Raw genomic sequence first — 25,995 nt, 5'->3', positions numbered from 1 at the left:
GAGGATCGAGGACCGAGTCGCTCAGGCTCCGACCGACTCGCCGGATTCGATCCGTACCCCGCGCGCCCAGTCGGCGGCCCGCATCGGCTTCTTGCCCTGCGCCTGCACCCAGAGCAGTTCGACGGCGTACGACCCGGTCCCGACATACACGTTGTTCTTGCCGACTTCGAGTGCGCCCGGGGCGAGTTCGGTCCGCTCGGGCACCGGCGCGACGTGGACGAGCTTCAGCCGCTCCCCGCGGAACGTCGTCCAGGCGCCCGGCGCGGGTGTGCAGCCGCGCACGACCCGGTCGACGCGCAGCGCGGGGGTGGACCAGTCGATCCGGGCGTCCTCCACGGTGATCTTCGGCGCGAGGGTGATCCCGTCGGGGGGCTGGGGCACGGCCTTCAGGGTGCCGTCCTCGATCCCGTCCATCGTGGCGGCGAGCAGCCCGGAGCCCGCGAAGGCGAGCCGGGTCAGCAGGTCCCCGCTCGTGTCGGTCGGCCGGATCTCCTCGGTGACCGTTCCGTACACCGGCCCGGAGTCGAGCCCCTCCTCGATCAGGAAGGTGGACGCGCCCGTGATCTCGTCCCCGGCCATGATCGAGTGCTGCACGGGAGCGGCGCCCCGCCAGGCGGGCAGCAGGGAGAAGTGCAGGTTGACCCAGCCGTGGGCAGGCACGTCGAGGGCGACCCGGGGCAGCAGGGCCCCGTAGGCGACGACGGGGCAGCAGTCGGGCGCGATCTCCCGGAGCCGCGCGAGAAACGCCTCGTCCCGGGGCCGGTGGGGCTTCAGCACCTCGATGCCGGCCTCCTCCGCCCGCTGCGCCACCGGGCTCGCGACCAGGCGCCGCCCCCGCCCCGCCGGAGCGTCCGGCCGCGTCACGACCGCGGCCACCTCATGCCTCCCCGACGCGATCAGGGCGTCCAACGCGGGAACAGCGACCTCTGGGGTACCGGCGAAGACGAGCTTCATGGATGTCTGACGGCCTCTCGGACGAAAGTTCGTACGCCCTCACGCGACGACGCGGGACAACGCCCCAGTCTATGTTCCGCACCTCCCCCAACCGCCCACTCCCCCAACGCCCCACAGTGCACCCCACGCCGCACAGCGCACGCCACGGCCCGCAGTCGCCGACGGCGGAGGACCCCCACGGGAGACCCGCACTTGTCAGCCCACCCGCACGGGCGGTGCGCGGGTGGAAGAACAAGGTCCAGGCCCAGCCGCAGCGGGGGCGCACCCCCACCCACGCGCCCCACGCACATGCCCCCACGCCCCCACCCCGTTACCAGCGGAGCGAATTCGCGTTGGTCAAGAAAGAGTTGACCGATACGCGCCGCAATGGCGGCACTTCCCCTTTTCCAACGCCGGTTCGAGAGGCTTGTTCATGGCCGACCACGCAACCCACGACGCCCAGGCTCGGGCCAGCCTGCACTTGCTGGTGCGGGACATCGAGCGGGTCCGCCGGCAGGTGGACGCACTGCGCACCCTCACCGCCCAGTTGGGCAACGTCTACCGCCCGCGCCGCTCCGGCCCCTCCACGGGCTTCGTCGTCTACGGACGCGCCCCCGCTCCGACCGTCCGCCTCGCCCAGGAGCTGCGGGACAGCGTCGAGACCCTCGTCACGGCAGCCGTGGACTTCGACCGCTCGCTCGGTTTCTCATGGGACGCGGTGGGCTCGGCCCTCGGGGTCACCAAGCAGGCCGTGCACCGCCGCTACGGCGCCCGCCGCGCCGCCGCGCAGGCCGCCGCCGAGGCGGAACGCACGGGGGACCCCCAGGGAAGCCGCACCGTCAACGTCGGCTCCGGCATCCCCACGGTCCCGGCGGCCCGCTCGATGCCCGCTCCCCTGCCCGCCCCGGTGCCCGCGCACATGCCGACGCAGCCGACAGCGGGCAGCCCCACCCTCCGCGAGGACGTGAGACCCACGGCCTTCCCCGGCCCTCGCAACGGCTGACCCGCCCGACGTCTGCCTCCCGGTCACCGACCGACCGGGAGGCAGACGCATGCCGGAGCTGCCCGGACCTCCGTACCGCTCACCCGATGTCCAACGGATCCACCCGGATCCGCACGCGCGCCCCCTCGTTCACCCCACGCGCCATCCGCGCCGCCTGCGCACTCTTCAACGCGCCGGCCAGCGCGCCCCCGCTCCCCGGCGGTACCCGGATCAGCGCCCGCTCCCACTGCTCCCCCGGTACCGGCACCCCGGCCCGCCGCGCCCTTCCCGCACCTGCCGCAGGACCGCTGCTCGCCCCGGGAACAGGCGGTCCCGCCACGGGCACAGGCCCCAACACCTCCGCGTCCGAGGGCAGTTGGACAGCGGTCAGGAAATCGGCCACCGCCTGGGCCGGGCCGGACACGGCGGCCATCCGCGACACCGGGGGGAACCCCAGCTCGGCCCGTTCGGCGAGTTCCCGCACCGCGTGTCCCACCGGATCCCACCGCACGAGCGCCTGCACGGGCCGCAGCGTCGGCTCGGCCACCACGACGACCGTGCCGCCGAGCCCTTGGTTCCGCACGAGCGCGGCCGCGCCGATCCACCGTCGCAGCGCGTCCTCCCCGGCCCGCAGATCGGGCCGCCCCAGCATCGCCCACCCGTCGAGCAGCAGGGCCGCCGCATACCCGCCCTCCGCGACCGGTTCGGCCCCGGGCGTGCTCACCACCAGCGCGGGCGTCCCCGGCACGGTGTCGAGCACCTGCTCCCGGCCGGAGGTCCGCACGGGCACGGCGGGAAAGGCCCGCCCCAGCTCCTCGGCGGTCCGCCGCGCCCCCACGACCTGTGCCCGCAGCCGGTGCCCCCCGCACTCGGGGCAGTGCCAGCCGCCCTCCTCACGCCCGCACCATCCGCACCGCAGCGCACCTGAGTCGTCCCGCGCCTGAAGCGGTCCCGCGCAGTGCCGGCACCTGGCGGGTTCACGGCAGCGCGCGCAGGCCATCCGCGGCACATATCCGCGCCGGGGCACCTGCACCAGCACGGGGCCGTCCCGCAATCCGTCCCGCGCGACCTGCCAGGCCAGACTCGGCAACCGCGCCGCCCGAGCGGCCTCGTCCCGCGCGAGGTCCGCGTCCCCCACGGTCCGCACCAGCGGAGCGGCGGCCCGCACCTGCTCCCGCCCGGCCACGATCGGCGCGGCCCAGCCGCTCTCGACCAGCTGGGCGGCCTCGACCGTACAACTCCAACTCCCCAGCAGGAAGCCGCACTTGTCCCGGGACGCCCGCAGCTCCAGCACCTCCCGCACATGCGGGAACGGGGCGTTGTCATCACTGTGACTCGCGTCGCCGTCGTCCCACACGACGACCAGCCCGAGGTCCCGCACCGGCGCGAACATGGCCGCCCGGGTCCCCACCACGGCCCGTACGGCCCCCCGCCGCACGGCCAGCCACTCCCGGTACCGCCTCTCCTGGCCCGCGTCGGCGGTCAGCAGCGCGTGCCGCCCCTCCCCCAGCAGCCGCCCGAGCGCCTCGTCGACCCGCGCGGCGGGCCGTCCGGCCGGTACGACCACGAGCGCCCCGCGCCCCGACGCCAGCGTCGCCTGCACGGCCCGCGCGATCTCCTCGGCCCACTCGGGCCCCGGCAACGCGGTCCACACGGCCCGGGGCGCACCGCCCTCGGCCAGCGCCCGCAGGAATTCCCTCCCCCGGCCGTACCGCAGCCACGACCCCGGCTCGGGTGCGGGCGGCGGCGACGCCGGCTCACCCATCCGCACCGCCTCCGCTCGACCGTGCCGAGGCGGAACGGCCAGCTGCAGCACATCGGCGAGGCTCCCCGCGTACCGGTCCGCCACGGCCCGCGCCAGCCCCAACAGCTCGGGCCCCAGCACCGGTTCCGGGGAGACGACCTGCGCGAGCGCGGCCAGCGGCCCGGAGTACTCCGACTCGGCGACCCGCTCGACGAGAAAGCCGTCGATCAGCGAGCCGCCCTCCCGTCGCCCTTCACGGACGTTGCGCCCCCCGGCGCCGAACCTCACCCGCACCCGCACGCCCGGCTGGGCGACCGCGTCCAGCTCCTCCGGCACCGCGTAGTCGAAGTACCGGTCGAGGTGCAGCACGCCCTTGTCGACCAGCACCCGGGCCACGGGCAGCTCCTTGGCCAGCGCCGCCCCCCGCCAGGTCCGCGGTTTCGCCCGCGGCACCTTGGCCCTGCGCACGGCCTCCCGGACGAGAGCCAGTTGCTCCGGCTCGCCGTCCCCCGTCGCGCCCCCGCCCCTCGTACCGTCCTCGCTGCTCACACGCCCATCCTCCCAAACCCCACTGACAGCCGACGCCGCCCGGGAGCGCGCGAGACGGCGGTCGGACCGTCCTCGGCACGGGGAATGCGACGAGGCCCGGCACTCCCGAAGGAGTGCCGGGCCTCGTCGGAGATCCGGAGGAGTGCCGAGTCGGAGGGCTCAGAGACCCGCGGCCTTGCGCAGTTCCTCGACGCGGTCCGTGCGCTCCCAGGTGAACTCGGGCAGTTCGCGGCCGAAGTGGCCGTACGCGGCGGTCTGACCGTAGATCGGGCGCAGCAGGTCGAGGTCACGGATGATGGCCGCCGGGCGGAGGTCGAAGACCTCGTCGATGGCCTTCTCGATCCGGTCGGTGTCGACCTTGGCGGTGCCGAAGGTCTCCACGAAGAGGCCGACGGGCTCGGCCTTGCCGATGGCGTACGCCACCTGGACCTCGCAGCGGGAGGCAAGGCCGGCCGCGACGACGTTCTTGGCGACCCAGCGCATCGCGTACGCCGCCGAGCGGTCGACCTTGGACGGGTCCTTGCCCGAGAAGGCGCCGCCGCCGTGGCGGGCCATGCCGCCGTACGTGTCGATGATGATCTTGCGGCCGGTCAGGCCCGCGTCACCCATCGGACCGCCGATCTCGAAGCGGCCGGTCGGGTTGACGAGCAGGCGGTAGCCCTCGGTGTCCAGCTTGATGCCGTCGTCGAGGAGGGCCTTCAGCTCCGGCTCCACCACGAACTCGCGGATGTCCGGGGCGAGAAGGGACTCCAGGTCGATGTCGCTGGCGTGCTGGGAGGAGACGACGACCGTGTCCAGGCGGACCGCCTTGTCACCGTCGTACTCGATGGTGACCTGGGTCTTGCCGTCAGGGCGGAGGTAGGGGATGGTGCCGTTCTTGCGGACCTCGGACAGGCGCTTCGACAGACGGTGCGCCAGGAAGATCGGGAGCGGCATCAGCGTCGGCGTCTCGTCCGACGCGTAGCCGAACATCAGGCCCTGGTCGCCGGCGCCCTGCTTGTCCAGCTCGTCCTCGTCGCCTTCAACCCGGGACTCGTACGCCGTGTCCACACCCTGAGCGATGTCCGGGGACTGCGCGCCGATCGACACCGACACACCGCAGGAGGCGCCGTCGAAGCCCTTCTTCGACGAGTCGTAGCCGATGTTCAGGATGGTGTCGCGCACCAGCTGCGCGATCGGCGCGTACGCCTTGGTCGTGACCTCGCCGGCCACGTGCACCAGGCCGGTCGTGATGAGCGTCTCCACGGCGACGCGGGACGTGGGGTCCTCGCGCAGGAGCGCATCGAGAATGGCATCGCTGATCTGATCGGCGATCTTGTCGGGGTGACCCTCGGTCACGGACTCCGAGGTGAACAGACGACGGGACACAACGCTCCCTGGGGTTGCAGCGGCTGCTGGCTGATCATTGTCGGACGCGATCGGGGGCTGCGCCCGGCGTCGTCCGAGAACAGTTTATCGGTCGGGCTCGGCCACTGGCCCACCCGTCTCGCCTCTCGGGAGCTCTGTGACCTGCGGCACCCGCATTCTGCCCAATGGCCGCCGCGGTCCGCCAGGGTCGCCACGCCCCAATGTCAGCGGTTCGGGTGAGGGCTGACGCGAATGCCACCATCACCCGAACCTGTTCACCACCAGGTCCCAGACCGTCTCCGCCAGGGCTTCCTTGGGGCCGTACGGGACCGGTGTCTCGCTTCCGTCGGCTCCCAGCACCACGGCCTCGTTCTCCTCGGAGCCGAAGGTCTTGCGCTCCCCCACCTCGTTCACCACCAGCAGATCGCACCCCTTGCGGGCCAGTTTGGCGCGGCCGTTGGCGAGGACGTCGTCGGTCTCGGCGGCGAAGCCGACGACCACCTGGCCGGGACGCGGACGGTCCGCCGAGATCTCCGCGAGGATGTCCGGATTACGCACCAGGACGACGGGCTCGGGCTCCTGGCCGTCCTTCTTCTTGATCTTGCCGCTGGCGTAGGTCTCCGGCCGGAAGTCGGCCACGGCCGCCGCCATCACCACGACGTCCGCGTCCGGCGCCGCCTTGAGCACCGCCTCGCGCAGTTGGACCGCCGTACCGATCCGGACGACGTCCACGCCCGCCGGGTCCGGCAGTCCGGTGTTGCCCTCGATCAGCGTGACCCGGGCGCCGCGCGCGGCGGCCGTACGGGCGAGGGCGTACCCCTGTTTGCCGGAGGAGCGGTTGCCGAGGAAGCGGACGGGGTCGAGGGGCTCCCGGGTGCCGCCGGCGGTCACCACGACGTGCCGGCCGACGAGGTCAGGCTCGGTGACGCCCCGCGCCAGCACCCGGCGGCAGACCTCGAAGATCTCCGCGGGGTCCGGCAGTCGGCCCTTGCCGGTGTCGACGCCGGTCAGTCTGCCCACGGCGGGGGCGATGACGAGGGCGCCGCGGCGGCGGAGCGTCTCCACGTTCTCCTGGGTGGCCGGGTGTTCCCACATCTCGGTGTGCATGGCGGGGGCGAAGACGACCGGACAGCGAGCGGTGAGGAGGGTGTTGGTCAGGAGGTCGTCGGCCAGGCCGTGGGCGGCCTTGGCCAGCATGTCGGCGGTCGCCGGGGCGACGACGACCAGGTCGGCCTCCTGCCCGATGCGCACGTGCGGCACCTCGTGGACGCTCTCCCAGACCTCGGTCGAGACCGGGTTGCCGGAGAGCGCGGACCAGGTGGCGGCGCCGACGAAGTGCAGCGCGGAGTCGGTCGGCACGACCCGTACGTCATGACCGGATTCGGTCAGCCGGCGCAGCAGCTCGCACGCCTTGTAGGCGGCGATTCCACCGCTGACCCCCAGAACGACCTTCGGCTTGCCCACCGGGCCTCCCCGCACTCGGATGTGTACGCCTTCTGCGTGACGCCTCAATGACACACCACAGGCCCGACAGTCGCACTGCCGGGCCTGTGGAAAAACCTACTGCGATCTGCCGATATGACTTACGCGGGGCCCTCGATGGCCTCGGACGTCAGCAGACCCGCGTTGATCTCGCGCAGGGCGATCGAGAGCGGCTTCTCGTGGACGTGGGTGTCGACGAGGGGACCGACGTACTCAAGGAGGCCCTCGCCGAGCTGCGAGTAGTACGCGTTGATCTGGCGGGCGCGCTTGGCCGCGTAGATCACGAGGCTGTACTTCGAGTCGGTTGCCTCGAGGAGCTCGTCGATCGGCGGGTTGATGATGCCCTCGGGCGCGGAGATGGAAGAGGACACGCTCTACCTTCCGATGGATGGGAAAAGACCGGTCGTGATCACAGAAAACGGACAGACCCCGTGATCACACAACATCCATCAAGGCTAGCAGCTCGCGGGCCACGTCCTCGACGGAGGTGTTGACCAGGGTGACGTCGAACTCCGGCTCGGCAGCCAGCTCGACCTTGGCCGCCTCCAGGCGGCGTTCGATCACCTCGGGCGGTTCGGTGCCCCGCCCGGTGAGCCGGCGCACCAGCTCCTCCCAGGAGGGAGGTGCCAGGAAGACCAGCTGGGCGTCCGGCATGGTCTCACGGACCTGCCGCGCGCCCTGGAGGTCGATCTCCAGCAGCACCGGCTCGCCCTTCTCCAGGCGTTCGAGCACGGCGGCCCGGGGAGTGCCGTAGCGGTTGCCGGCGAACTCGGCCCACTCCAGCAGCTCACCGTTGGCGATCAGCTTGTCCATCTCCTCGTCGGTGACGAAGAAGTAGTGGACGCCGTGCTGCTCGCCGGGGCGCGGCTTGCGGGTCGTCGCCGACACCGAGAGCCAGACCTCGGGGTGCGCCTTGCGCATATGGGCGACGACCGTGCTCTTGCCGACCCCGGAGGGGCCGGAGAGCACGGTCAGCCGCGGACGTACGTCCGGGGGCTCGGGGGTCGTCCCCCGGAATGTTGCAGCCATGCAGCGATTATTCCAGCAATCCCGGAGTGCCCGGGACTCCCTTCCCGTCAGGGGGCGGGATCAGGAACCGGTGCTGCCGAACTCACGCTCCAGGGAAGCGATCTGGTTGGAACCGAGGCCGCGTACACGACGGCTCTCGGAGATGCCGAGTCGCTCCATGATCTGCTTGGCGCGGACCTTGCCCACGCCCGGCAGGGACTCGAGCAGGGCGGAGACCTTCATCTTGCCGATGACGTCGTTCTCCTGGCCCTGCTTGATGACCTCGTGCAGGGAGGCGCCGGAGTGCTTGAGTCGATTCTTGACCTCGGCCCGCTCCCGGCGAGCCGCGGCGGCCTTTTCGAGCGCGGCTGCGCGCTGTTCAGGGGTAAGGGGCGGAAGAGCCACGCCTACGTCACCTCGGATGTCGAACTGTCGGATACGGACCGGTGAGGAACCTAGTCGCCCCACACCTGGGGTGCCACGAGCAACACGCTCGCCCGTTCACCCTGCTCGGAGACTAGCGGCCAACTCCGCCAGAGTCAGCGAGAACAGCGGAAAAGTCCTGGTCAGCCTCCCTGGAGTCGGACATAACCGGCATATTGCCCTGGATTTGAGAATGTATTCAGACTCAAGGCGTCCGGTAACCGCCCCTCACACACTCATCGGAGGTCTCGGACGGTCGCCGTCGCGGTGCGGATCTCGTCCGCGAAACGATCCGAGGCGTCACGCAGCGCGACGATGTCGCGACCGTGACGAAGGACACCCCGACTGACGTTCGGGACCACATTGCCCACGGCGGACCCGAAGACCGCCGGAAGATCGGCCGGCGTGGCCCCCTGCGCCCCGATGCCGGGCGCGAGGAGAGGTCCACCGATGTTCAGGTCGTACGACGACAGGTCACCCAGCGTGGCGCCGACGACGGCCCCGAAGGACCCCAGGGGCGCCTCTCCCGCGTTCTCGGCGGCCAGGTGCGCCAGCATGGTCGCGCCGACGTTCCGGCCGTCGGTGCGGACCGCGTGCTGCACCTCGCCGCCCTCCGGGTTGGAGGTCAGCGCCAGCACGAACAGTCCGGCCCCGTTCTCGCGCGCCAGCTCCACGGCGGGCTTCAGCGAGCCGTAGCCCAGGTAGGGCGAGACCGTCAGCGCGTCCGAGAAGAGGGGCGCGTCCTTGTGCAGGAAGGTCTCGGCGTACGCGGCCATGGTGGAGCCGATGTCGCCGCGCTTGGCGTCCATGACGACCAGCGCGCCCGCCGCCCGCGCCTCGGCCACCGACTTCTCCAGTACGGCGACGCCGCGCGACCCGAAGCGCTCGAAGAACGCGCTCTGCGGCTTGAGGACGGCGACCCGGTCGGCCAGCGCCTCCACGACCGTGCGGCTGAAGTGCTCCAGGCCCGCGACGTCGTCGTTCAGGCCCCAGTCGGCGAGCAGGGAGGCGTGCGGGTCGATGCCGACGCAGAGCGGCCCGCGTTCGTCCATGGCTCGGCGCAGCCGTGCGCCGAAGGGCTCGGTCATACCGTCTTCCTCACGTCGGCGCCGACCGCGTCGGCGAGGGTGGCGTACGGGCTCGTGCGCAGCCGCGCGGCGAGCCCCTTGTGGAGGGTGCGGCTCCAGAAGGGCCCCTGGTAGACGAAGGCGCTGTAGCCCTGGATCAGGGTGGCGCCCGCCAGGATGCGCTCCCAGGCGTCCTCGGCGTTCTCGATGCCACCGACGCCCACCAGGGTGATCCGGTCGCCCACGCGCGCGTAGAGGCGGCGCAGGACCGCCAGGGAGCGGGCCTTCACGGGGGCGCCGGAGAGGCCGCCCGTCTCCTTCACGAGGGAGGGTGCGGAGGTGAGGCCGAGTCCCTCGCGCGCGATGGTGGTGTTCGTGGCGATGATCCCGTCCAGGCCCAGCTCCACGGCGAGGTCGGCGACGGCGTCGATGTCCTCGTCGGCGAGGTCCGGCGCGATCTTCACAAGGAGCGGGACGCGGCGGGCGCGGACCGTGCGGTCGGCGGCCTCGCGGACGGCGGTCAGCAGGGGCCGCAGTGCCTCGGTGGCCTGGAGGTTGCGCAGGCCGGGCGTGTTGGGCGAGGAGACGTTGACGACGAGGTAGTCGGCGTACGGGGCGAGGCGCTCGGTGGATTTCACGTAGTCCCCGACGGCCTCGTCCTCCGGGACGACCTTGGTCTTGCCGATGTTGACGCCGACGACCGTCCTGAAGACGGGCGTGCGGGAGGCCAGGCGGGCGGCGACGGCGAGCGAGCCCTCGTTGTTGAAGCCCATACGGTTGATCAGCGCGCGGTCGGCGACCAGGCGGAACAGCCGCTTCTTGGGGTTGCCGGGCTGGCCCTCGCCGGTCACCGTGCCGATCTCGACGTGGTCGAAGCCGAGCATCGACATCCCGTCGATGGCGATCGCGTTCTTGTCGAAGCCGGCGGCGAGTCCGAAGGGGCCGTGCATCCGCAGACCGAAGGCCTCGGTGCGCAGTTCCTCGTAGCGGGGCGCGAGCGCCGCCGCCAGGAAGGTGCGCAGCACGGGGACGCGGGAGGCGAGACGGATCCAGCGGAAGGCCAGGTGGTGGGCCTCCTCCGGGTCCATCCGGGTGAAGACCAGACGGAAGAAGAGCTTGTACATGGTGGTGTCCTCACGACGAGGGGGACACCGTTTCCGGTGTCCCCCTCGTCGGCTGCTAGTCGCGGGCCGCGGTCAGGTGTTCGGCGTGTTCCTGGAGCGAGCGCACGCCCACTCCGCCGTGGTTGAGCGCGTCGATGCCCTGGACGGCCGCGGCGAGGGCCTGCACGGTCGTCAGGCACGGCACCGAGCGGGCCACGGCGGCCGTCCGGATGTCGTAGCCGTCGAGGCGGCCGCCGGTGCCGTACGGGGTGTTGACGATGAGGTCGACCTCGCCGTCGTGGATGAGCTGGACGATCGTCTTCTCGCCGTTCGGACCGGTGCCCTCGGACTGCTTGCGGACGACGGTGGCGTTGATCCCGTTGCGCTTGAGGACCTCGGCCGTGCCGGACGTGGCCAGCAGCTCGAAGCCGTGCGCGACCAGCTCACGCGCCGGGAAGATCATCGAGCGCTTGTCGCGGTTGGCGACCGAGATGAACGCGCGGCCCTTGGTGGGCAGCGGCCCGTACGCGCCCGCCTGCGACTTGGCGTACGCCGTGCCGAAGACCGAGTCGATGCCCATGACCTCGCCGGTGGAGCGCATCTCCGGGCCGAGGATGGTGTCGACGCCGCGCCCGTGGATGTCGCGGAAGCGCGACCACGGCATGACGGCCTCCTTGACGGAGATCGGCGCGTCGAGCGGCAGCTCGCCGCCGTCGCCGTTCTTCGGCAGCAGCCCCTCCTCGCGCAGCTCGGCGATGGTCGCGCCGAGCGAGATCCGGGCGGCGGCCTTGGCCAGCGGCACCGCGGTCGCCTTCGAGGTGAAGGGGACGGTGCGGGAGGCGCGCGGGTTGGCCTCCAGGACGTAGAGGATGTCGCCGGCCATCGCGAACTGGATGTTGATCAGTCCGCGCACGCCGACACCCTTGGCGATGGCCTCGGTGGAGGCGCGCAGGCGCTTGATGTCGAAGCCGCCGAGGGTGATCGGGGGAAGGGCGCACGCCGAGTCGCCGGAGTGGATGCCGGCCTCCTCGATGTGCTCCATCACGCCGCCGAGGTAGAGCTCGTGGCCGTCGTACAGGGCGTCCACGTCGATCTCGATGGCGTCGTCGAGGAAGCGGTCGACGAGGACCGGCCGGGAGGGGCTGATCTCGGTCGACTCGGCGATGTACGCCTCCAGGCGGGCCTCGTCGTAGACGATCTCCATGCCTCGTCCGCCGAGCACGTAGGACGGGCGGACGAGGACCGGGTAGCCGATCTCGTCGGCGATGGCCTTGGCGCCCGCGAAGGTGGTGGCGGTGCCGTGCTTGGGCGCGGGGAGGCCGGCCTCGGCGAGGACGCGGCCGAAGGCGCCGCGGTCCTCGGCGGCGTGGATGGCCTCCGGGGAGGTTCCGACGACGGGCACGCCGTTGTCCTTGAGCGCCTGCGACAGGCCCAGCGGGGTCTGGCCGCCGAGCTGGACGACGACGCCCGCGATCGGACCGGCCAGCGACTCGGCGTGCACGATCTCCAGCACGTCCTCGAGCGTCAGCGGTTCGAAGTAGAGGCGGTCGGAGGTGTCGTAGTCGGTGGAGACGGTCTCCGGGTTGCAGTTGACCATCACGGTCTCGTAGCCCGCGTCGTGCAGCGCGAAGGAGGCGTGCACGCAGGAGTAGTCGAACTCGATGCCCTGGCCGATGCGGTTCGGGCCGGACCCCAGGATGATCACGGCCGGCTTCTCGCGCGGGGCGACCTCCGACTCCTCGTCGTAGGAGGAGTAGAAGTACGGCGTCCTCGCGGCGAACTCGGCGGCGCAGGTGTCGACCGTCTTGTACACCGGGCGTACGCCCAGGGCGTGCCGGACCTCGCGCACGACGTCCTCGCGCAGCCCGCGGATCTCGGCGATCTGCTGGTCGGAGAAGCCGTGCCGCTTGGCCTCGGCGAGCAGCTCGGGGTCGAGTTTGCCGGCCGCGGCCAGTTCGTCCGCGATCTCCTTGATCAGGAAGAGCTGGTCGACGAACCACGGGTCGATCTTCGTGAACTCGAAGACCTCCTCGGGCGTGGCGCCCGCCCGGATGGCCTGCATGACGGTGTTGATCCGGCCGTCGGTGGGGCGGACGGCCTCTTCGAGGAGGCGGGCCTTGTCGCCGGGCTCACCGACGAAGGTGAACTGGCTGCCCTTCTTCTCCAGCGACCGCAGCGCCTTCTGGAGCGCCTCGGTGAAGTTGCGGCCGATCGCCATGGCCTCGCCGACCGACTTCATGGTGGTGGTCAGCGAGGAGTCGGCGGACGGGAACTTCTCGAAGGCGAACCGCGGGGCCTTGACGACGACGTAGTCGAGCGTCGGCTCGAAGGAGGCCGGGGTCTGCTCGGTGATGTCGTTCGGGATCTCGTCGAGCGTGTAGCCGACGGCGAGCTTCGCGGCGATCTTGGCGATGGGGAAGCCGGTCGCCTTGGAGGCGAGGGCCGAGGAGCGCGAGACGCGCGGGTTCATCTCGATGACGATGACCCGGCCGTCCTCGGGGTTGACCGCGAACTGGATGTTGCAGCCGCCGGTGTCGACACCGACCTCGCGGATGATCGCGATGCCGACGTCACGCAGCACCTGGTACTCGCGGTCGGTCAGGGTCATCGCGGGCGCGACCGTGATCGAGTCGCCGGTGTGCACGCCCATGGGGTCGAAGTTCTCGATGGAGCAGACGACCACGACGTTGTCGTGCTTGTCGCGCATCAGCTCCAGCTCGTACTCCTTCCAGCCGAGGATGGACTCCTCCAGGAGCACCTCGGTGGTCGGGGAGAGAGTGAGGCCCTGGCCGGCGATACGGCGCAGCTCGTCCTCGTCGTGCGCAAAGCCGGAGCCGGCGCCGCCCATCGTGAAGGAGGGGCGGACGACGACGGGGTAGCCGCCGAGCGTCTCGACGCCGCCGAGCACGTCGTCCATGGAGTGGCAGATGACCGAGCGGGCGGACTCGCCGTGCCCGATCTTGGCGCGGACGGCCTCGACGACCTCCTTGAAGAGGTCGCGGTCCTCGCCCTTGTTGATGGCCTCGACGTTGGCGCCGATCAGTTCGACGGCGTACTTCTCCAGCGTCCCGGCCTCGTGCAGCGAGATGGCCGTGTTCAGGGCCGTCTGACCGCCGAGGGTGGGCAGGAGGGCGTCCGGGCGCTCCTTGGCGATGATCTTCTCGACGAACTCCGGGGTGATCGGCTCGACGTAGGTGGCGTCGGCGATCTCCGGGTCGGTCATGATCGTCGCCGGGTTGGAGTTGACCAGGATGACGCGCAGGCCCTCGGCCTTGAGCACGCGGCACGCCTGGGTGCCGGAGTAGTCGAACTCGGCGGCCTGGCCGATGACGATCGGGCCGGAGCCGATGACCAGGACGGACTGGATATCGGTGCGCTTAGGCACGCTGGCCCTCCATCAGGGATACGAAGCGGTCGAACAGGTAGGCGGCGTCGTGCGGGCCCGCTGCCGCTTCGGGGTGGTACTGGACGCTGAACGCCGGCCGGTCGAGGAGCTGGAGCCCTTCCACCACGTTGTCGTTGAGGCAGACGTGGGAGACCTCGGCGCGACCGTAGGGGGTGTCGGAGACCTGGTCGAGCGGGGCGTCGACGGCGAAGCCGTGGTTGTGCGCGGTGACCTCGACCTTGCCGGTCGTACGGTCCTGCACCGGCTGGTTGATGCCGCGGTGGCCGTACTTCAGCTTGTAGGTGCCGAAGCCGAGCGCGCGGCCCAGGATCTGGTTGCCGAAGCAGATGCCGAAGAGCGGGGTGCCGCGCTCCAGGACCGCCTGCATGACGGAGACCGGGTGGTCGGCGGTGGCCGGGTCACCGGGGCCGTTGGAGAAGAACACGCCGTCGGGGTTCACGGCGTACACGTCCTCGGCCGTGGCGGTGGCCGGGAGCACGTGCACCTCGATGCCGCGCTCGGCCATGCGGTGCGGGGTCATGCCCTTGATGCCGAGGTCGACGGCGGCGACGGTGAACTTCTTGGTGCCGATCGCGGGGACGACGTACGTCTCCTTGGTGGCGACCTCGGCCGAGAGGTTCGCGCCCTTCATCTCGGGGGCCTCGCGGACCTCGGTGAGCATGATGCCCTCGTCGGGCAGCGCGTTGCCGGAGAAGATGCCGACGCGCATGGCGCCACGCTCACGGAGGTGGCGGGTGAGGGCGCGGGTGTCGATGCCGGAGATGCCGACGACGCCCTGGGTGCGCAGTTCGTCGTCCAGGGAGCGCCGGGAGCGCCAGTTGGACGGCACGCGCGCGGGGTCGCGGACGACGTAGCCGGAGACCCAGATCCTCTTCGACTCGGGGTCCTCGTCGTTGACGCCGGTGTTGCCGACGTGCGGGGCGGTCATGACGACGACCTGGCGGTGGTACGACGGGTCGGTGAGGGTCTCCTGGTAGCCGGTCATCCCGGTGGAGAACACGGCCTCGCCGAAGGTCACCCCCACGGCCCCGTAGGCACGGCCGCGGAAGATCCGGCCGTCCTCCAGGACGAGTACGGCGGGAACCCTGGTGGCTCCCCGGGTGGAGGTCGTCATCGTGCGCCTTCCGTTTCCGTCTTGTTGATCATCTGGTTCAGGGTCTCGACCCACTCGTTGTGCTCGGCCGCGCGGTCGGAGCGGAACCCGGAGTCGAGCAGCTTGCCGCCGTGCTCCCAGGTGACGACCAGCAGGCCGCCCTCGGTGAGGACCTTCCCGGCGATGCCCTTGTCGAGCCGGGCCTCGCGCAGCGCCGCGACCGGGACGAAGAAGTCCGTCGCCCCCGGGCGTACGACGTCCAGGCCCGCGTCCGTCAGGGTCAGCTCGACCCGGCTGCGGGTGCCCAGGCCGTGCGCCACGATGCGGTCGAGCCACTGCCCGGCGGTGGTGGAGCCGTGGTAGCGGCCGCTCATGCTCAGTCTGGCCTCGCCCGGCTCGTCCGGCGCGGTGGGGATGGCCGGCAGATCGCTCTGGAGCGTGCCGCGCCACTTCCAGCCCTCGCGCATCAGCCAGTACACGAGCGCGACGAAGAGGGCGAGTCCGACGACCCAGCCGATGCGCGCGGCCCAGTCGGTGACCTCGGCCGATTCCTTCTCCGCGGCCAGCAGAATTACAGGTGTCACGTGAGCTTCCCGTCGACGAGCGTGGCCTTGCCCCGCAGCCACGTGTGCGTGACACGGCCCGGCAGCTCGCGGCCCTCGTAGGGGGTGTTGCGGCTGCGCGAGGCGAAGCCCGCGGGATCCACCGACCCACGGTATGCCGTGTCGACGAGCGTGAGGTTGGCGGGCTCACCTGCCGAGACGGGACGTCCGTGACCGGTCGCCCGGCCGATCTTCGCGGGCTTGAACGACATACGGTCCGCGACGCCGGCCCAGTCGAGCAGACCGGTGGTGACCATCGTCTCCTGGACCACCGAGAGCGCGGTCTCCAGGCCGACCATGCCCATGGCCGCCGCGGCCCACTCGCAGTCCTTGTCCTCGTGCGGGTGCGGGGCGTGGTCGGTGGCGACGATGTCGATCGTGCCGTCGGCGAGCGCCTCGCGCAGGGCCAGCACGTCGCGTTCCGTGCGCAGCGGCGGGTTGACCTTGTACACCGGGTTGTACGACCGCACCAGCTCGTCGGTGAGGAGGAGGTGGTGCGGGGTGACCTCGGCGGTGACGTCGATGCCCCGGGACTTGGCCCAGCGGACGATCTCGACGGACCCGGCGGTCGACAGGTGGCAGATGTGGACGCGGGAGCCGACGTGCTCGGCGAGCAGCACGTCCCGGGCGATGATCGACTCCTCGGCCACCGCGGGCCAGCCGCCGAGGCCCAGCTCGGCGGAGACGATGCCCTCGTTCATCTGGGCGCCCTCGGTCAGCCGGGGCTCCTGCGCGTGCTGGGCGACGACCCCGCCGAAGGCCTTCACGTACTCCAGGGCCCGGCGCATGATCACCGCGTCGTCGACGCACTTGCCGTCGTCCGAGAAGACGGTGACACCGGCGGCCGACTCGTGCATCGCGCCCAGCTCGGCGAGCTTCTTGCCCTCCAGGCCGACGGTGACGGCGCCGATGGGCTGCACGTCGCAGTAGCCGTGCTCCTGGCCGAGCCGGTAGACCTGCTCGACCACACCGGCGGTGTCGGCGACCGGGAAGGTGTTGGCCATGGCGTAGACGGCCGTGTAACCGCCGGAGGCCGCCGCGCGCGTGCCGGTCAGCACGGTCTCGGAGTCCTCGCGGCCGGGCTCGCGCAGATGGGTGTGCAGGTCGACCAGGCCCGGCAGGAGCACCTTGCCGTCGGCCTCGACGACCACGGCGCCCTCGTCCGACAGGCCGGTGCCCACCTCGGCGATGATCTCGCCGTCGATCAACACGTCCTGCGGCTCGCCGCCCAGCACCTTCGCACCACGGATCAGGATCTTGCTCATGGACTTACTTCTCCTCGGTGGTGCGGGTGTGGGTCACGGCGGGCTCGTTGCCGCCGAGCAGCAGGTACAGCACCGCCATCCGGATGGAGACGCCGTTGGCGACCTGCTCGACGACGGTGCAGCGGTCGGAGTCGGCGACCTCGGCGGTGATCTCCATGCCCCGGACCATCGGGCCCGGGTGCATCACGATGGCGTGCTCGGGCATGCGGGCCATGCGGTCGCCGTCGAGGCCGTAGCGCCGCGAGTACTCGCGCTCGGTCGGGAAGAACGCGGCGTTCATCCGCTCCCGCTGCACCCTCAGCATCATCACCGCGTCGGACTTGGCGAGCGTGCTGTCGAGGTCGTACGACACCTCGCAGGGCCAGGTCTCGACGCCGACCGGGACCAGGGTGGGCGGGGCGACGAGGGTGACCTCGGCGCCGAGGGTGTGCAGCAGGTCGACGTTGGAGCGGGCGACCCGGCTGTGCAGGACGTCGCCGACGAGCGTGATCCGCTTGCCGGACAGGTCCTGCCCGAGCCCGGCGTCCCGGCCGACGAGGCGGCGGCGCATGGTGAAGGCGTCCAGCAGAGCCTGGGTGGGGTGCTGGTGGGTGCCGTCGCCGGCGTTGATCACGGCGGCGTCGATCCAGCCTGAGGTCGCCAGCCGGTACGGTGCCCCCGAGGCGCCGTGCCGGATGACGACGGCGTCCACGCCCATGGCTTCGAGGGTCTGGGCGGTGTCCTTCAGGGACTCGCCCTTGGAGACGCTCGACCCCTTGGCGGTGAAGTTGATGACGTCCGCCGAGAGGCGCTTCTCGGCGGCCTCGAAGGAGATCCGGGTGCGGGTGGAGTCCTCGAAGAAGAGGTTGACGATCGTCCGGCCGCGCAGGGTCGGCAGTTTCTTGATCGGCCGGTCGGCGACCCGGGCCATCTCCTCGGCGGTGTCGAGGATCAGGACGGCGTCGTCACGGGTGAGGTCGGCGGCCGAGATGAGATGACGCTGCATCTTTCAGGCTCCGTAAGGCAGTTCGGGAGATTACGGGCAGTCAGGGGCATCGCGAGGAGACGTACGGCACCGGGCCGCACGCGCGCGTGCTACTGCTGGGCGGTCCGCTTCGCACCGAGCAGGACGGTGTCCCGACCGTCCTCCTCGGCGAGCTGGACCTTGACCGTCTCCCGCAGCGACGTGGGGAGGTTCTTGCCGACGTAGTCGGCGCGGATGGGCAGTTCGCGGTGGCCCCGGTCGACGAGGACCGCGAGCTGGACGGCGCGCGGGCGGCCGATGTCGTTCAGCGCGTCGAGCGCCGCGCGGATCGTGCGGCCGGAGAAGAGCACGTCGTCGACGAGGACGACCAGCCGGCCGTCGATGCCGTCACCGGGGATCTCGGTGCGGGCCAGCGCACGCGGCGGGTGCATGCGCAGGTCGTCGCGGTACATGGTGATGTCGAGCGAGCCGACCGGGATCTTGCGGTCGGTGATCTCCGCGAGCTTGGCGGCGAGCCGCTGCGCGAGGAAGACGCCCCTGGTCGGGATGCCGAGGAGCACCACGTCGTCGGCGCCCTTGGCGCGTTCGACGATCTCGTGGGCGATGCGGGTCAGTACGCGCGCGATGTCGGGGCCTTCGAGAACGGGCCGCGCATCGGACGACGGCGCGTCCAGGGGCAGGTTCGCTTGCGGGTCGTGCGTGTCCATACGAAACGGACCTCCTTCTCCGCCTCACGGGACGGACCTTAAAGGACGTCGGATTTGCGCCGTCAACGTTAGCAGGCCCCCGAAACGCCCCTGATCACCCCCCTGGCCCAAGGGAACGCGGTTGCCACGGAAGAGTCGGTCCGGACCATCCGGCTTGACGGGGCAGAGTCACGCTGCGTAACCTCACAGTGAGTCACCAGCCTTCGTCCGGGGAGCTATATGTCCAGCGAATACGCCAAACAGCTCGGGGCCAAGCTCCGGGCCATCCGCACCCAGCAGGGCCTATCCCTCCACGGTGTCGAGGAGAAGTCCCAGGGACGCTGGAAGGCGGTCGTGGTCGGTTCGTACGAGCGCGGCGACCGCGCCGTCACCGTGCAGCGCCTCGCGGAGCTGGCGGACTTCTACGGGGTTCCCGTGCAGGAGCTGCTTCCTGGTACGACCCCTGGTGGCGCCGCCGAGCCGCCGCCGAAGCTCGTCCTGGACCTGGAGCGCCTGGCGCACGTGCCGGCCGAGAAGGCGGGCCCGCTGCAGCGTTACGCGGCGACGATCCAGTCCCAGCGCGGTGACTACAACGGCAAGGTGCTCTCGATCCGCCAGGACGATCTGCGCACACTCGCCGTCATCTACGACCAGTCCCCCTCGGTCCTCACCGAGCAGCTGATCAGCTGGGGCGTCCTGGACGCGGACGCGCGCCGCGCCGTCTCCCACGAGGACGCCTGACCCTCCGGGCGGAGCCCAGCAGAAACGTGCCGCCGGGGTGGCCCGAACCAGTTGGTTCGGGCCACCCCGGCGGCTTTGTGTGTGGCGTACGGCACGTGGTCACAGAGGAGCGGGACAGCGCCCCGCAAGGGGCGCGGGGAACTGCGCGACCAGCCACGGATCACCCGCGGCCGGCTTCGCACAGCACCTCTACGGCGCTCTCCGTCCGGCCGTCCGCTACTCGGCTTCCCGGCGGAGCGAAGGCTTGAGGTCCTTCAACCGGCCGAGCAGCCCGTTCACGAACGACGGCGAGTCGTCCGTGGAGAACTCCTTCGCCAGCTGCACCATCTCGTCCAGCACCACCGCGTCCGGAGTGGCGTCGACCCAGATCAGCTCGTACGCGCCGAGCCGCAGGATGTTGCGGTCCACCACCGGCATCCGGTCGAGCGTCCACCCCACCGAGTACTGCGCGATCAACTCGTCGATCCGCCTGGCGCGCTCGGCGTACCCCTCGACCAGCTCCATGGTGTACTCGCTGACCGGCGGCTGACGGGTGTCGCTGTGGGCGTGCCGGATCCAGTCCGCGAGGACGGTCAGGACGTCGACCCCGCGCTGGTCGCCCTCGAAGAGGATCTGGAAGGCGCGCTTGCGGGCCGTGTTACGGGCAGCCACGGTTAGCTGTTCACCCGGCCGAGGTAGTCGCTCGTGCGGGTGTCGACCTTGATCTTCTCACCGGTGGTGATGAAGAGCGGCACCTGGATCTGGTGGCCGGTCTCCAGGGTGGCGGGCTTGGTGCCACCGGTGGAGCGGTCGCCCTGGACGCCCGGCTCGGTCTCCTGGATGACGAGCTCGACGGCGGCCGGCAGCTCCACGAAGAGCACCTCGCCCTCGTGCTGCGCGACGGTGGCGGTGAAGCCCTCGATCAGGAAGTTGGCGGCGTCGCCGACGGCCTTGCGGTCGACCATGAGCTGGTCGTAGGTCTCCATGTCCATGAAGACGAAGTACTCGCCGTCCATGTAGGAGAACTGCATGTCGCGCTTGTCGACAGTGGCCGTCTCGACCTTGACGCCGGCGTTGAACGTCTTGTCGACGACCTTGCCGGAGAGCACGTTCTTGAGCTTGGTGCGCACGAAGGCCGGGCCCTTGCCGGGCTTGACGTGCTGGAACTCGACGACGGACCAGAGCTGGCCGCCTTCGAGCTTGAGCACCAGGCCGTTCTTGAGGTCGTTCGTGGAAGCCACGGTTGCGGAATCTCCTGGACTGACGTGGACGACCCCGGGCCACGCGCCCAGCCGATGAGCTAGAGCGCGAGCAGCTCCTTGGTCGTGATGGTGAGTAGCTCGGGTCCGCCGTCCGCCTCGGGGCGTACGACGAGCGTGTCATCGATCCGGACGCCGCCCCTGCCTGGGAGGTGGACCCCCGGTTCGACGGTGACCGGCACGCAAGCGTCCAGTTTACCCATGGCCGCGGGGGCCAACTGCGGGTCCTCGTCGATTTCGAGTCCGACCCCGTGCCCCATCAGCGGCGGGAGGCGCTCACCGTGCCCCGCCGAGTCCAGGACCTGGCGGGCCGCCCGGTCCACGGCACGGTAGGCCGCACCGGGTGCGAGTGACTCCCGTCCGGCCCGCTGGGCTGCGAAGACCAGGTCGTACAGCTCGATCTGCCAGTCCGCGGGCGAGGTGCCGATCACGAACGTACGGCCGATCTCACAGCGGTAGCCGCGATAGGTCGCGCCGAGGCAGACGGAGAGGAAGTCGCCCTCCTCGACCCGCCGGTCCGTGGGGACGTGACCGGGACGGCCGGAGTTCGGGCCGGTGGCGACGGAGGTCGGGAAGGCGGGGCCGTCCGCGCCATGGTCGACGAGGCGGCGCTCCAGTTCGAGGGCGAGATGGCGCTCGGTGCGGCCGACGAGGATCGATTCGAGGAGTTCACCCAGGGCCTGGTCGGCGATCTCCGCGCCGATCCGCAGACAGGAGATCTCCTCCTCGTCCTTGATCACTCTCAGCTGCTCGACGGCGCCGCCGAGGTCGGCCAGCCGCAGCCGGGGGGCGACCGAGCGGATCGCCCGGTGGCGGGCCACGGTGAGGTGGTGCTCCTCCACGGCCAGCGACTCGGCGTCGAGTGCCGTGACCAGGTCGGCGGCGGCGACCGCCGGGTCGCCACCCGGGCTCGGCAGCACCTGGACGCGTACGGCCTCGTCGGGCCGGCCCTCACCGATCTCTCCTCTCGGGGGTGCGCCACAGACCAGGACGTCCTCGCCCCCGCCCAGCAGGAGGACGGCTCCCGCGGGTGCCGCGCCCGCCAGATACCGGATGTTGGCCGGACGCGTGACAAGTGCGGTGGCGCTGCCGCTGGAATGGCAGCGTTCCCTGAGCCGGCCGCGGCGGGCCGCGTACACCTCTGACATGTGCCGAGCGTATGAGCCTCGGCGGACAGCCGCCGGTCGAGCGGGGCCAGCTGGGGGCACGGCGCGGAGTACGGGGGTGCGGCGAGGGGTTGTGTGCCGTCCGCGAGCCGGTGGGGGCTTGTCGCGCAGTTCCCCGCGCCCCTTTGGGGCACGGGTCAGTTCAACGGGTTCGCCAGAGCCGTCCCCTGCTGCTCGGCTACCACTTCGGGGGGCTGGCGATCGACCTCGCCAGGACCTCGTCCAGGACCCTTGCCGTGGCCGGGACATCCAGTTGGGAGTTGTCGATGATCGGGAGGCCCGAGCCGTACCAACCCGCCATCCGGCCGTGGATGCGGGCCACCTCTTCGTCGGTGAGACGGCGGTTGCCCGAGCGCTCGGCGTTGCGTTCGAGGACAATCTCCAGGCCCGGAAGGAGGACGACCGGGAGCAGGCCGGGGCCGACGTGCCGCTTCCAGCCGCCGAGGCCGACGACCGGGCGGTCGGGGAAGACGGCGTCGTCGAGGATGCAGGAGATGCCGTTGGCCAGGAAGTTCCTGGCGGAGAAGCCGCAGGTGCGGCGGGCGAGACGATACTGCGCCTCGGAGTTGTCGTTCCACCCGGACTGCGGGTCCGCGAAGCCCGAACGCACCCACTCGCGCACGTCGTCCAGGCTGATGTGCGCGGTGGGCACCCGGCGGTGGTCCGCCCAGTACTTGGCGACGCTGGTCTTGCCCGCCCCCGCGGGCCCGATCAGCAGGACCGCGAGTGTGGTGGTCGTGACGTCGGGGGCGCCGGTGGCGGGCGGCGGCATGGTCACGGGGCCGCCCGGCGGCAGTTGCACGTGTCCGGTGGCGTCCCTCGGCATCGCCGTCTGCTGCGGGGCGGCGGGGTGCGGGTGCCCGGGGCCGCCGGCGAAACCCGGCGCGGGGGGCACCGAGCCGGGAGGGGCGGGTGGGGGTGCCGAGACGGGGGGTGCGGCCGGGGTGGGCGGAGCCGCCGGTGCGGGCGGGGGCGGCGGTACGGCGCCGGGGTGCGCGCCCGGGGGAACGGGGTGGCCCGCACCGGGGTGCCCCGGCGGGTTCGCGCCCGGTGCTCCGGGGTGCGGGGGTGCCGGGTGTCCCTGGTGGTTCGCGGTCGGCGACCACGGGGCCGCCGGGTCCTGCCCCGGCCGTTGGGGCGGCGGCAGCGGAGCTCCCACTGCGTGCTGCATCCGGTGCCACTCCGTCTCGTACAGTCACATCGACACTGGCGAGCGGGGTCCTTCGACCCCGCCCTCACCGAACGGTACCGTCCCCGGCCGTCGTTTGGTGAACGGCCGGGGGCAGCCCGAAGTGCCCAAGTGGCCAGGGACACAAGGCGAATCGGGCAAGTGATGCCCGAGCGGGCGTTACTGGCCCACTTCGCCGTAGGCGGCGAGCAGGATCGCCGGGTCGGGTCCTTCCAGGACGGTGGGCTTGGCCAGACCGTCCAGGACGATGAAGCGCAGCAGGTCGCCCCGGGACTTCTTGTCGACCTTCATCGTCTCCAGCAGCCGCGGCCACTGGTCGTAGCGGTAGGTCAGCGGCAGCCCGACGGACTCCAGGACCGTGCGGTGGCGGTCGGCGGTGGCGTCGTCCAACCGGCCCGCCAGACGGCCCAGTTCGGCCGCGAAGTGCATACCGACGGACACGGCCGCGCCGTGCCGCCACTGGTAGCGCTCGTTCTTCTCGATCGCGTGGGCCAGGGTGTGCCCGTAGTTGAGGATCTCGCGGCGCCCGGACTCCTTGAGGTCGCCGGAGACGACCTCGGCCTTGACCCGGATCGACCGCTCGATCAGCTCGGAGGTGTGCGGCCCGGCGGGGGTGCGGGCGGCCTGCGGGTCGGACTCGATCAGGTCCAGGATCACCGGGTCGGCGATGAAACCGGCCTTGATGATCTCGGCCAGGCCGGAGACGTAGTCGTTGACCGGCAGGGACTCCAGCGCGGCCAGGTCGCACAGCACCCCGGCCGGCGGGTGGAAAGCGCCCACCAAATTCTTGCCCTCGGCCGTGTTGATGCCGGTCTTGCCGCCGACGGCGGCGTCCACCATGGCGAGGACGGTGGTGGGGACGGCGATCCAGCGGACCCCGCGCAGCCAGGTGGCCGCCACGAAGCCGGCCAGGTCCGTGGTGGCGCCGCCGCCGACTCCGACGATGACATCGGTGCGGGTGAACCCGGACTGGCCGAGCGCCTTCCAGCAGTACGCGGCGACCTCGGCGGTCTTGGCCTCCTCCGCGTTCGGCACCTGGATCGCGACGGTCTCGAAGCCCTGCTCCGCCAGATCCGCGCGCAGCGCCTCCCCGGTGTCCGCCAGCGCCTCGGGGTGGATCACGGCGACCCGCTTGGCCCGGTTGCCGATCAACCCACCCAGTTCGCCGAGGAGTTGACGCCCCACCAGGACCTCGTACGGCTCGGTGCCCGCCGTACCGCCGACCTGGATACGGGTCACTGTCTCGCTCATGCTTCCTTCAACTCCAGTGCGTCCAGGACCGCCCGGGTGACTTCCTCGGGCGTGCGGCCGTCGGTGGCGACGACGGCCGTGGCGACCTCCTCGTAGAGGTTGCGCCGCGCCTCCATCAACTCCCGCCACTGCTTGCGGGGGTTGACGGCCAGCAGGGGTCGGGCGGCGTTGAGGCCGGTGCGCTTGACGGCCTCCTCGACGTCCATCGAGAGGTACACGACCCGCTGTCCCACGAGCAGGGCCCGGGTGTCGGGGTCGAGGATCGCGCCGCCGCCGAGGGCGAGGACACCGTCGTGGCCCGCGAGCGCCGTGTGCACGGCCCGCTTCTCGATGGCGCGGAAGGCGGGCTCGCCCTCGTCGACGAAGATCTCCGCGATCGCGCGGCCCTGTTCGGCCACGATGTCGTCGTCGGTGTCGCGGTAGGCGACGCCGAGCCGCTCGGCGAGCTGCTGTCCGACGGTGGACTTGCCCACACCCATGGGGCCGACGAGGACGACCAGAGGCACCGGGCTCACCGGATCGCGAGGTGGTCGAGGTAGGAGCGGACGTTGCGGGCCGTCTCGGTGACGCTGTCGCCGCCGAACTTCTCGGCCACCGCGTCGGCCAGCACCAGGGCCACCATCGCCTCGGCGACGATGCCGGCCGCCGGCACGGCGGAGACGTCGGAGCGCTGGTGGTGGGCCTGCGCGGCCTCGCCCGTGGTCACGTCGACGGTCTGCAGGGCTCGCGGCACCGTCGCGATCGGCTTCATGGCCGCGCGGACGCGCAGCAGCTCGCCCGTGGTGAGCCCGCCCTCGGTGCCACCGGAGCGGCCGGAGACCCGGCGGATGCCCTCGGGGGTGTTCACGATCTCGTCGTGCGCCTTGGAGCCGGGCACCCGCGCCAGCTCGAAGCCGTCGCCGATCTCGACGCCCTTGATGGCCTGGATGCCCATCAGCGCACCGGCGAGTCGGGCGTCCAGCTTGCGGTCCCAGTGGACGTGCGAGCCGAGGCCCACGGGCACGCCGTACGCCAGGATCTCGACGACACCGCCGAGGGTGTCGCCGTCCTTGTGGGCCTGGTCGATCTCCGCAACCATCGCCTTCGACGCGTCGGCGTCCAGGCAGCGCACCGGGTCCGCGTCCAGCCTGTCCACGTCCGCCGGGGTCGGGTACACACCCTGCGGGGCCTTGGCGGCGGCCAGCTCGACCACGTGGCTGACGATCTCGATCCCGGCCGTCTCCTTCAGGTACGACCGGGCGACGGCACCGAGGGCCACGCGGGCGGCGGTCTCCCGGGCGGAGGCCCGCTCCAGCACCGGGCGGGCCTCGTCGAAGCCGTACTTCTGCATACCGGCCAGGTCCGCGTGACCGGGCCGGGGGCGGGTCAGCGGAGCGTTGCGGGCGAGTCCGGCCAGGATCTCCGGGTCGACCGGGTCGGCGGACATGACCTGCTCCCACTTCGGCCACTCGGTGTTCCCGACCATGATCGCCACCGGGGAGCCCATGGTGAGGCCGTGCCGCACACCGCCGAGGAAGGTGACCTCGTCGCGCTCGAACTTCATCCGGGCACCGCGCCCATAGCCCAGGCGCCGACGGGCCAGGTGGTCCGCCACCATCTCCGTGGTGATCGGCACGCCGGCGGGAAGGCCCTCCAGCGTCGCGACAAGTGCGGGACCGTGGGACTCCCCCGCGGTCAGCCAGCGCAACCTGCTCAACGGTGCTCCTCAGTGCTCGCGCCCGGTACTGCGTCCTGCCTGCGTGTACGCGCGTCCTCG

The 25,995-nt window shown here is 71.4% G+C and carries 24 protein-coding genes; 2 read left to right on the top strand and 22 right to left on the bottom strand.

Annotated features, from left to right (window positions below):
• Positions 1-21: 21 nt before the first annotated feature.
• Positions 22-954, bottom strand: a complete 933-nt coding sequence (fmt, locus tag P8T65_RS39410; protein ID WP_316730158.1) for a methionyl-tRNA formyltransferase — start codon at positions 952-954, stop codon at positions 22-24.
• 412 nt (positions 955-1,366) lie between these two features.
• Here fmt and P8T65_RS39405 point away from each other — a divergent pair, with 412 nt between their 5' ends.
• Positions 1,367-1,936: a hypothetical protein gene (locus P8T65_RS39405; RefSeq protein WP_316730155.1), complete on the top strand. Its 570-nt coding sequence runs from the start codon at positions 1,367-1,369 to the stop codon at positions 1,934-1,936.
• A 79-nt stretch (positions 1,937-2,015) separates the two neighbouring features.
• Here P8T65_RS39405 and P8T65_RS39400 read toward each other — a convergent pair whose 3' ends face one another.
• The 14 genes from P8T65_RS39400 to pyrR form a co-directional block, all read right to left on the bottom strand.
• Complete coding sequence (locus tag P8T65_RS39400) at positions 2,016-4,208, bottom strand: primosomal protein N' (protein WP_316730154.1); 2,193 nt, start codon at positions 4,206-4,208, stop codon at positions 2,016-2,018.
• A gap of 159 nt (positions 4,209-4,367) precedes the next feature.
• Positions 4,368-5,576, bottom strand: a complete 1,209-nt coding sequence (gene metK, locus P8T65_RS39395) for a methionine adenosyltransferase (RefSeq protein ID WP_215450995.1) — start codon at positions 5,574-5,576, stop codon at positions 4,368-4,370.
• Between the two features lie 240 nt (positions 5,577-5,816).
• Complete coding sequence (gene coaBC / locus P8T65_RS39390; RefSeq protein WP_316730153.1) at positions 5,817-7,019, bottom strand: bifunctional phosphopantothenoylcysteine decarboxylase/phosphopantothenate--cysteine ligase CoaBC; 1,203 nt, start codon at positions 7,017-7,019, stop codon at positions 5,817-5,819.
• Between the two features lie 119 nt (positions 7,020-7,138).
• On the bottom strand, positions 7,139-7,408 hold the full coding sequence (rpoZ, locus tag P8T65_RS39385) for a DNA-directed RNA polymerase subunit omega (protein WP_257547626.1): 270 nt from the start codon (positions 7,406-7,408) through the stop codon (positions 7,139-7,141).
• Positions 7,409-7,472: 64 nt separating this feature from the next.
• Complete coding sequence (gmk, locus tag P8T65_RS39380) at positions 7,473-8,066, bottom strand: guanylate kinase (protein ID WP_316730150.1); 594 nt, start codon at positions 8,064-8,066, stop codon at positions 7,473-7,475.
• Positions 8,067-8,126: 60 nt separating this feature from the next.
• Entirely contained in the window at positions 8,127-8,450 is a 324-nt protein-coding gene (locus P8T65_RS39375; protein ID WP_003977346.1) for an integration host factor, read from the bottom strand.
• 254 nt (positions 8,451-8,704) lie between these two features.
• A complete protein-coding gene (pyrF, locus tag P8T65_RS39370; RefSeq protein WP_316730148.1) occupies positions 8,705-9,556 on the bottom strand; it encodes an orotidine-5'-phosphate decarboxylase in 852 nt (283 codons plus the stop codon).
• Positions 9,553-10,659: a quinone-dependent dihydroorotate dehydrogenase gene (locus P8T65_RS39365; protein WP_316730147.1), complete on the bottom strand. Its 1,107-nt coding sequence runs from the start codon at positions 10,657-10,659 to the stop codon at positions 9,553-9,555. The genes pyrF and P8T65_RS39365 overlap by 4 nt, the downstream gene beginning before the upstream one ends.
• A gap of 55 nt (positions 10,660-10,714) precedes the next feature.
• On the bottom strand, positions 10,715-14,023 hold the full coding sequence (gene carB, locus P8T65_RS39360; RefSeq protein WP_316730146.1) for a carbamoyl-phosphate synthase large subunit: 3,309 nt from the start codon (positions 14,021-14,023) through the stop codon (positions 10,715-10,717).
• Positions 14,016-15,158 (bottom strand): glutamine-hydrolyzing carbamoyl-phosphate synthase small subunit, encoded by a 1,143-nt coding sequence (gene carA / locus P8T65_RS39355; RefSeq protein ID WP_316730145.1) that lies wholly within the window; start codon positions 15,156-15,158, stop codon positions 14,016-14,018. Before carA ends, carB begins: the two co-directional genes overlap by 8 nt.
• A complete protein-coding gene (locus P8T65_RS39350; protein ID WP_316730143.1) occupies positions 15,155-15,721 on the bottom strand; it encodes a hypothetical protein in 567 nt (188 codons plus the stop codon). The genes carA and P8T65_RS39350 overlap by 4 nt, the downstream gene beginning before the upstream one ends.
• Positions 15,718-17,004 carry a dihydroorotase gene (locus tag P8T65_RS39345; protein ID WP_316730142.1) on the bottom strand — a complete coding sequence of 429 codons (1,287 nt, stop codon included), beginning with the start codon at positions 17,002-17,004 and terminating at the stop codon, positions 15,718-15,720. The genes P8T65_RS39350 and P8T65_RS39345 overlap by 4 nt, the downstream gene beginning before the upstream one ends.
• Before the next feature lie 4 nt (positions 17,005-17,008).
• Positions 17,009-17,989 (bottom strand): aspartate carbamoyltransferase catalytic subunit, encoded by a 981-nt coding sequence (locus tag P8T65_RS39340; RefSeq protein WP_045557249.1) that lies wholly within the window; start codon positions 17,987-17,989, stop codon positions 17,009-17,011.
• An 89-nt stretch (positions 17,990-18,078) separates the two neighbouring features.
• Positions 18,079-18,675 carry a bifunctional pyr operon transcriptional regulator/uracil phosphoribosyltransferase PyrR gene (gene pyrR, locus P8T65_RS39335; protein ID WP_316730141.1) on the bottom strand — a complete coding sequence of 199 codons (597 nt, stop codon included), beginning with the start codon at positions 18,673-18,675 and terminating at the stop codon, positions 18,079-18,081.
• Positions 18,676-18,894: 219 nt separating this feature from the next.
• On the opposite strand from pyrR, the gene bldD reads away from it, so the two are divergent.
• A complete protein-coding gene (gene bldD, locus P8T65_RS39330) occupies positions 18,895-19,395 on the top strand; it encodes a transcriptional regulator BldD (protein WP_027751102.1) in 501 nt (166 codons plus the stop codon).
• A gap of 216 nt (positions 19,396-19,611) precedes the next feature.
• On the opposite strand, the gene nusB is transcribed toward bldD, so the two are convergent.
• From nusB to aroC, 7 genes are all read right to left on the bottom strand, one after another.
• Positions 19,612-20,046 carry a transcription antitermination factor NusB gene (gene nusB, locus P8T65_RS39325; protein WP_316730139.1) on the bottom strand — a complete coding sequence of 145 codons (435 nt, stop codon included), beginning with the start codon at positions 20,044-20,046 and terminating at the stop codon, positions 19,612-19,614.
• Positions 20,047-20,048: 2 nt separating this feature from the next.
• Complete coding sequence (efp, locus tag P8T65_RS39320; protein ID WP_033532566.1) at positions 20,049-20,615, bottom strand: elongation factor P; 567 nt, start codon at positions 20,613-20,615, stop codon at positions 20,049-20,051.
• A 59-nt stretch (positions 20,616-20,674) separates the two neighbouring features.
• The gene (locus P8T65_RS39315) at positions 20,675-21,781 is read right to left on the bottom strand and encodes an aminopeptidase P family protein (RefSeq protein WP_316730136.1); all 1,107 of its coding nucleotides are present in this window, start codon (positions 21,779-21,781) and stop codon (positions 20,675-20,677) included.
• Positions 21,782-21,977: 196 nt separating this feature from the next.
• Positions 21,978-22,970, bottom strand: a complete 993-nt coding sequence (locus P8T65_RS39310) for an AAA family ATPase (protein ID WP_316730134.1) — start codon at positions 22,968-22,970, stop codon at positions 21,978-21,980.
• Positions 22,971-23,147: 177 nt separating this feature from the next.
• Positions 23,148-24,239, bottom strand: coding sequence for a 3-dehydroquinate synthase (gene aroB / locus P8T65_RS39305; protein WP_316730132.1), 1,092 nt, complete (start codon positions 24,237-24,239; stop codon positions 23,148-23,150).
• On the bottom strand, positions 24,236-24,718 hold the full coding sequence (locus tag P8T65_RS39300) for a shikimate kinase (protein WP_316731868.1): 483 nt from the start codon (positions 24,716-24,718) through the stop codon (positions 24,236-24,238). The genes aroB and P8T65_RS39300 overlap by 4 nt, the downstream gene beginning before the upstream one ends.
• 32 nt (positions 24,719-24,750) lie before the next feature.
• Positions 24,751-25,935, bottom strand: coding sequence for a chorismate synthase (aroC, locus tag P8T65_RS39295; protein WP_230219221.1), 1,185 nt, complete (start codon positions 25,933-25,935; stop codon positions 24,751-24,753).
• Between the last annotated feature and the right edge of the window lie 60 nt (positions 25,936-25,995).

The sequence above is a fragment of the Streptomyces sp. 11x1 genome (assembly GCF_032598905.1).
In the GTDB taxonomy this organism is placed as follows: domain Bacteria; phylum Actinomycetota; class Actinomycetes; order Streptomycetales; family Streptomycetaceae; genus Streptomyces.
The sequence above is the reverse complement of the archived record's forward strand: the minus strand, read 5'-3'. Positions and strand labels throughout refer to the sequence as shown.

Coding starts and splice junctions, on each gene's coding strand:
- fmt (WP_316730158.1), bottom strand. CDS start 954: ATGAAGCTCGTCTTCGCCGGTACCCCAGAGGTCGCTGTTCCCGCGTTG.
- P8T65_RS39405 (WP_316730155.1), top strand. CDS start 1,367: ATGGCCGACCACGCAACCCACGACGCCCAGGCTCGGGCCAGCCTGCAC.
- gmk (WP_316730150.1), bottom strand. CDS start 8,066: ATGGCTGCAACATTCCGGGGGACGACCCCCGAGCCCCCGGACGTACGT.
- pyrF (WP_316730148.1), bottom strand. CDS start 9,556: ATGACCGAGCCCTTCGGCGCACGGCTGCGCCGAGCCATGGACGAACGC.
- P8T65_RS39365 (WP_316730147.1), bottom strand. CDS start 10,659: ATGTACAAGCTCTTCTTCCGTCTGGTCTTCACCCGGATGGACCCGGAG.
- carA (WP_316730145.1), bottom strand. CDS start 15,158: ATGACGACCTCCACCCGGGGAGCCACCAGGGTTCCCGCCGTACTCGTC.
- P8T65_RS39345 (WP_316730142.1), bottom strand. CDS start 17,004: ATGAGCAAGATCCTGATCCGTGGTGCGAAGGTGCTGGGCGGCGAGCCG.
- P8T65_RS39340 (WP_045557249.1), bottom strand. CDS start 17,989: ATGCAGCGTCATCTCATCTCGGCCGCCGACCTCACCCGTGACGACGCC.
- pyrR (WP_316730141.1), bottom strand. CDS start 18,675: ATGGACACGCACGACCCGCAAGCGAACCTGCCCCTGGACGCGCCGTCG.
- bldD (WP_027751102.1), top strand. CDS start 18,895: ATGTCCAGCGAATACGCCAAACAGCTCGGGGCCAAGCTCCGGGCCATC.
- P8T65_RS39315 (WP_316730136.1), bottom strand. CDS start 21,781: ATGTCAGAGGTGTACGCGGCCCGCCGCGGCCGGCTCAGGGAACGCTGC.
- P8T65_RS39310 (WP_316730134.1), bottom strand. CDS start 22,970: ATGCAGCACGCAGTGGGAGCTCCGCTGCCGCCGCCCCAACGGCCGGGG.
- aroB (WP_316730132.1), bottom strand. CDS start 24,239: ATGAGCGAGACAGTGACCCGTATCCAGGTCGGCGGTACGGCGGGCACC.
- P8T65_RS39300 (WP_316731868.1), bottom strand. CDS start 24,718: ATGGGTGTGGGCAAGTCCACCGTCGGACAGCAGCTCGCCGAGCGGCTC.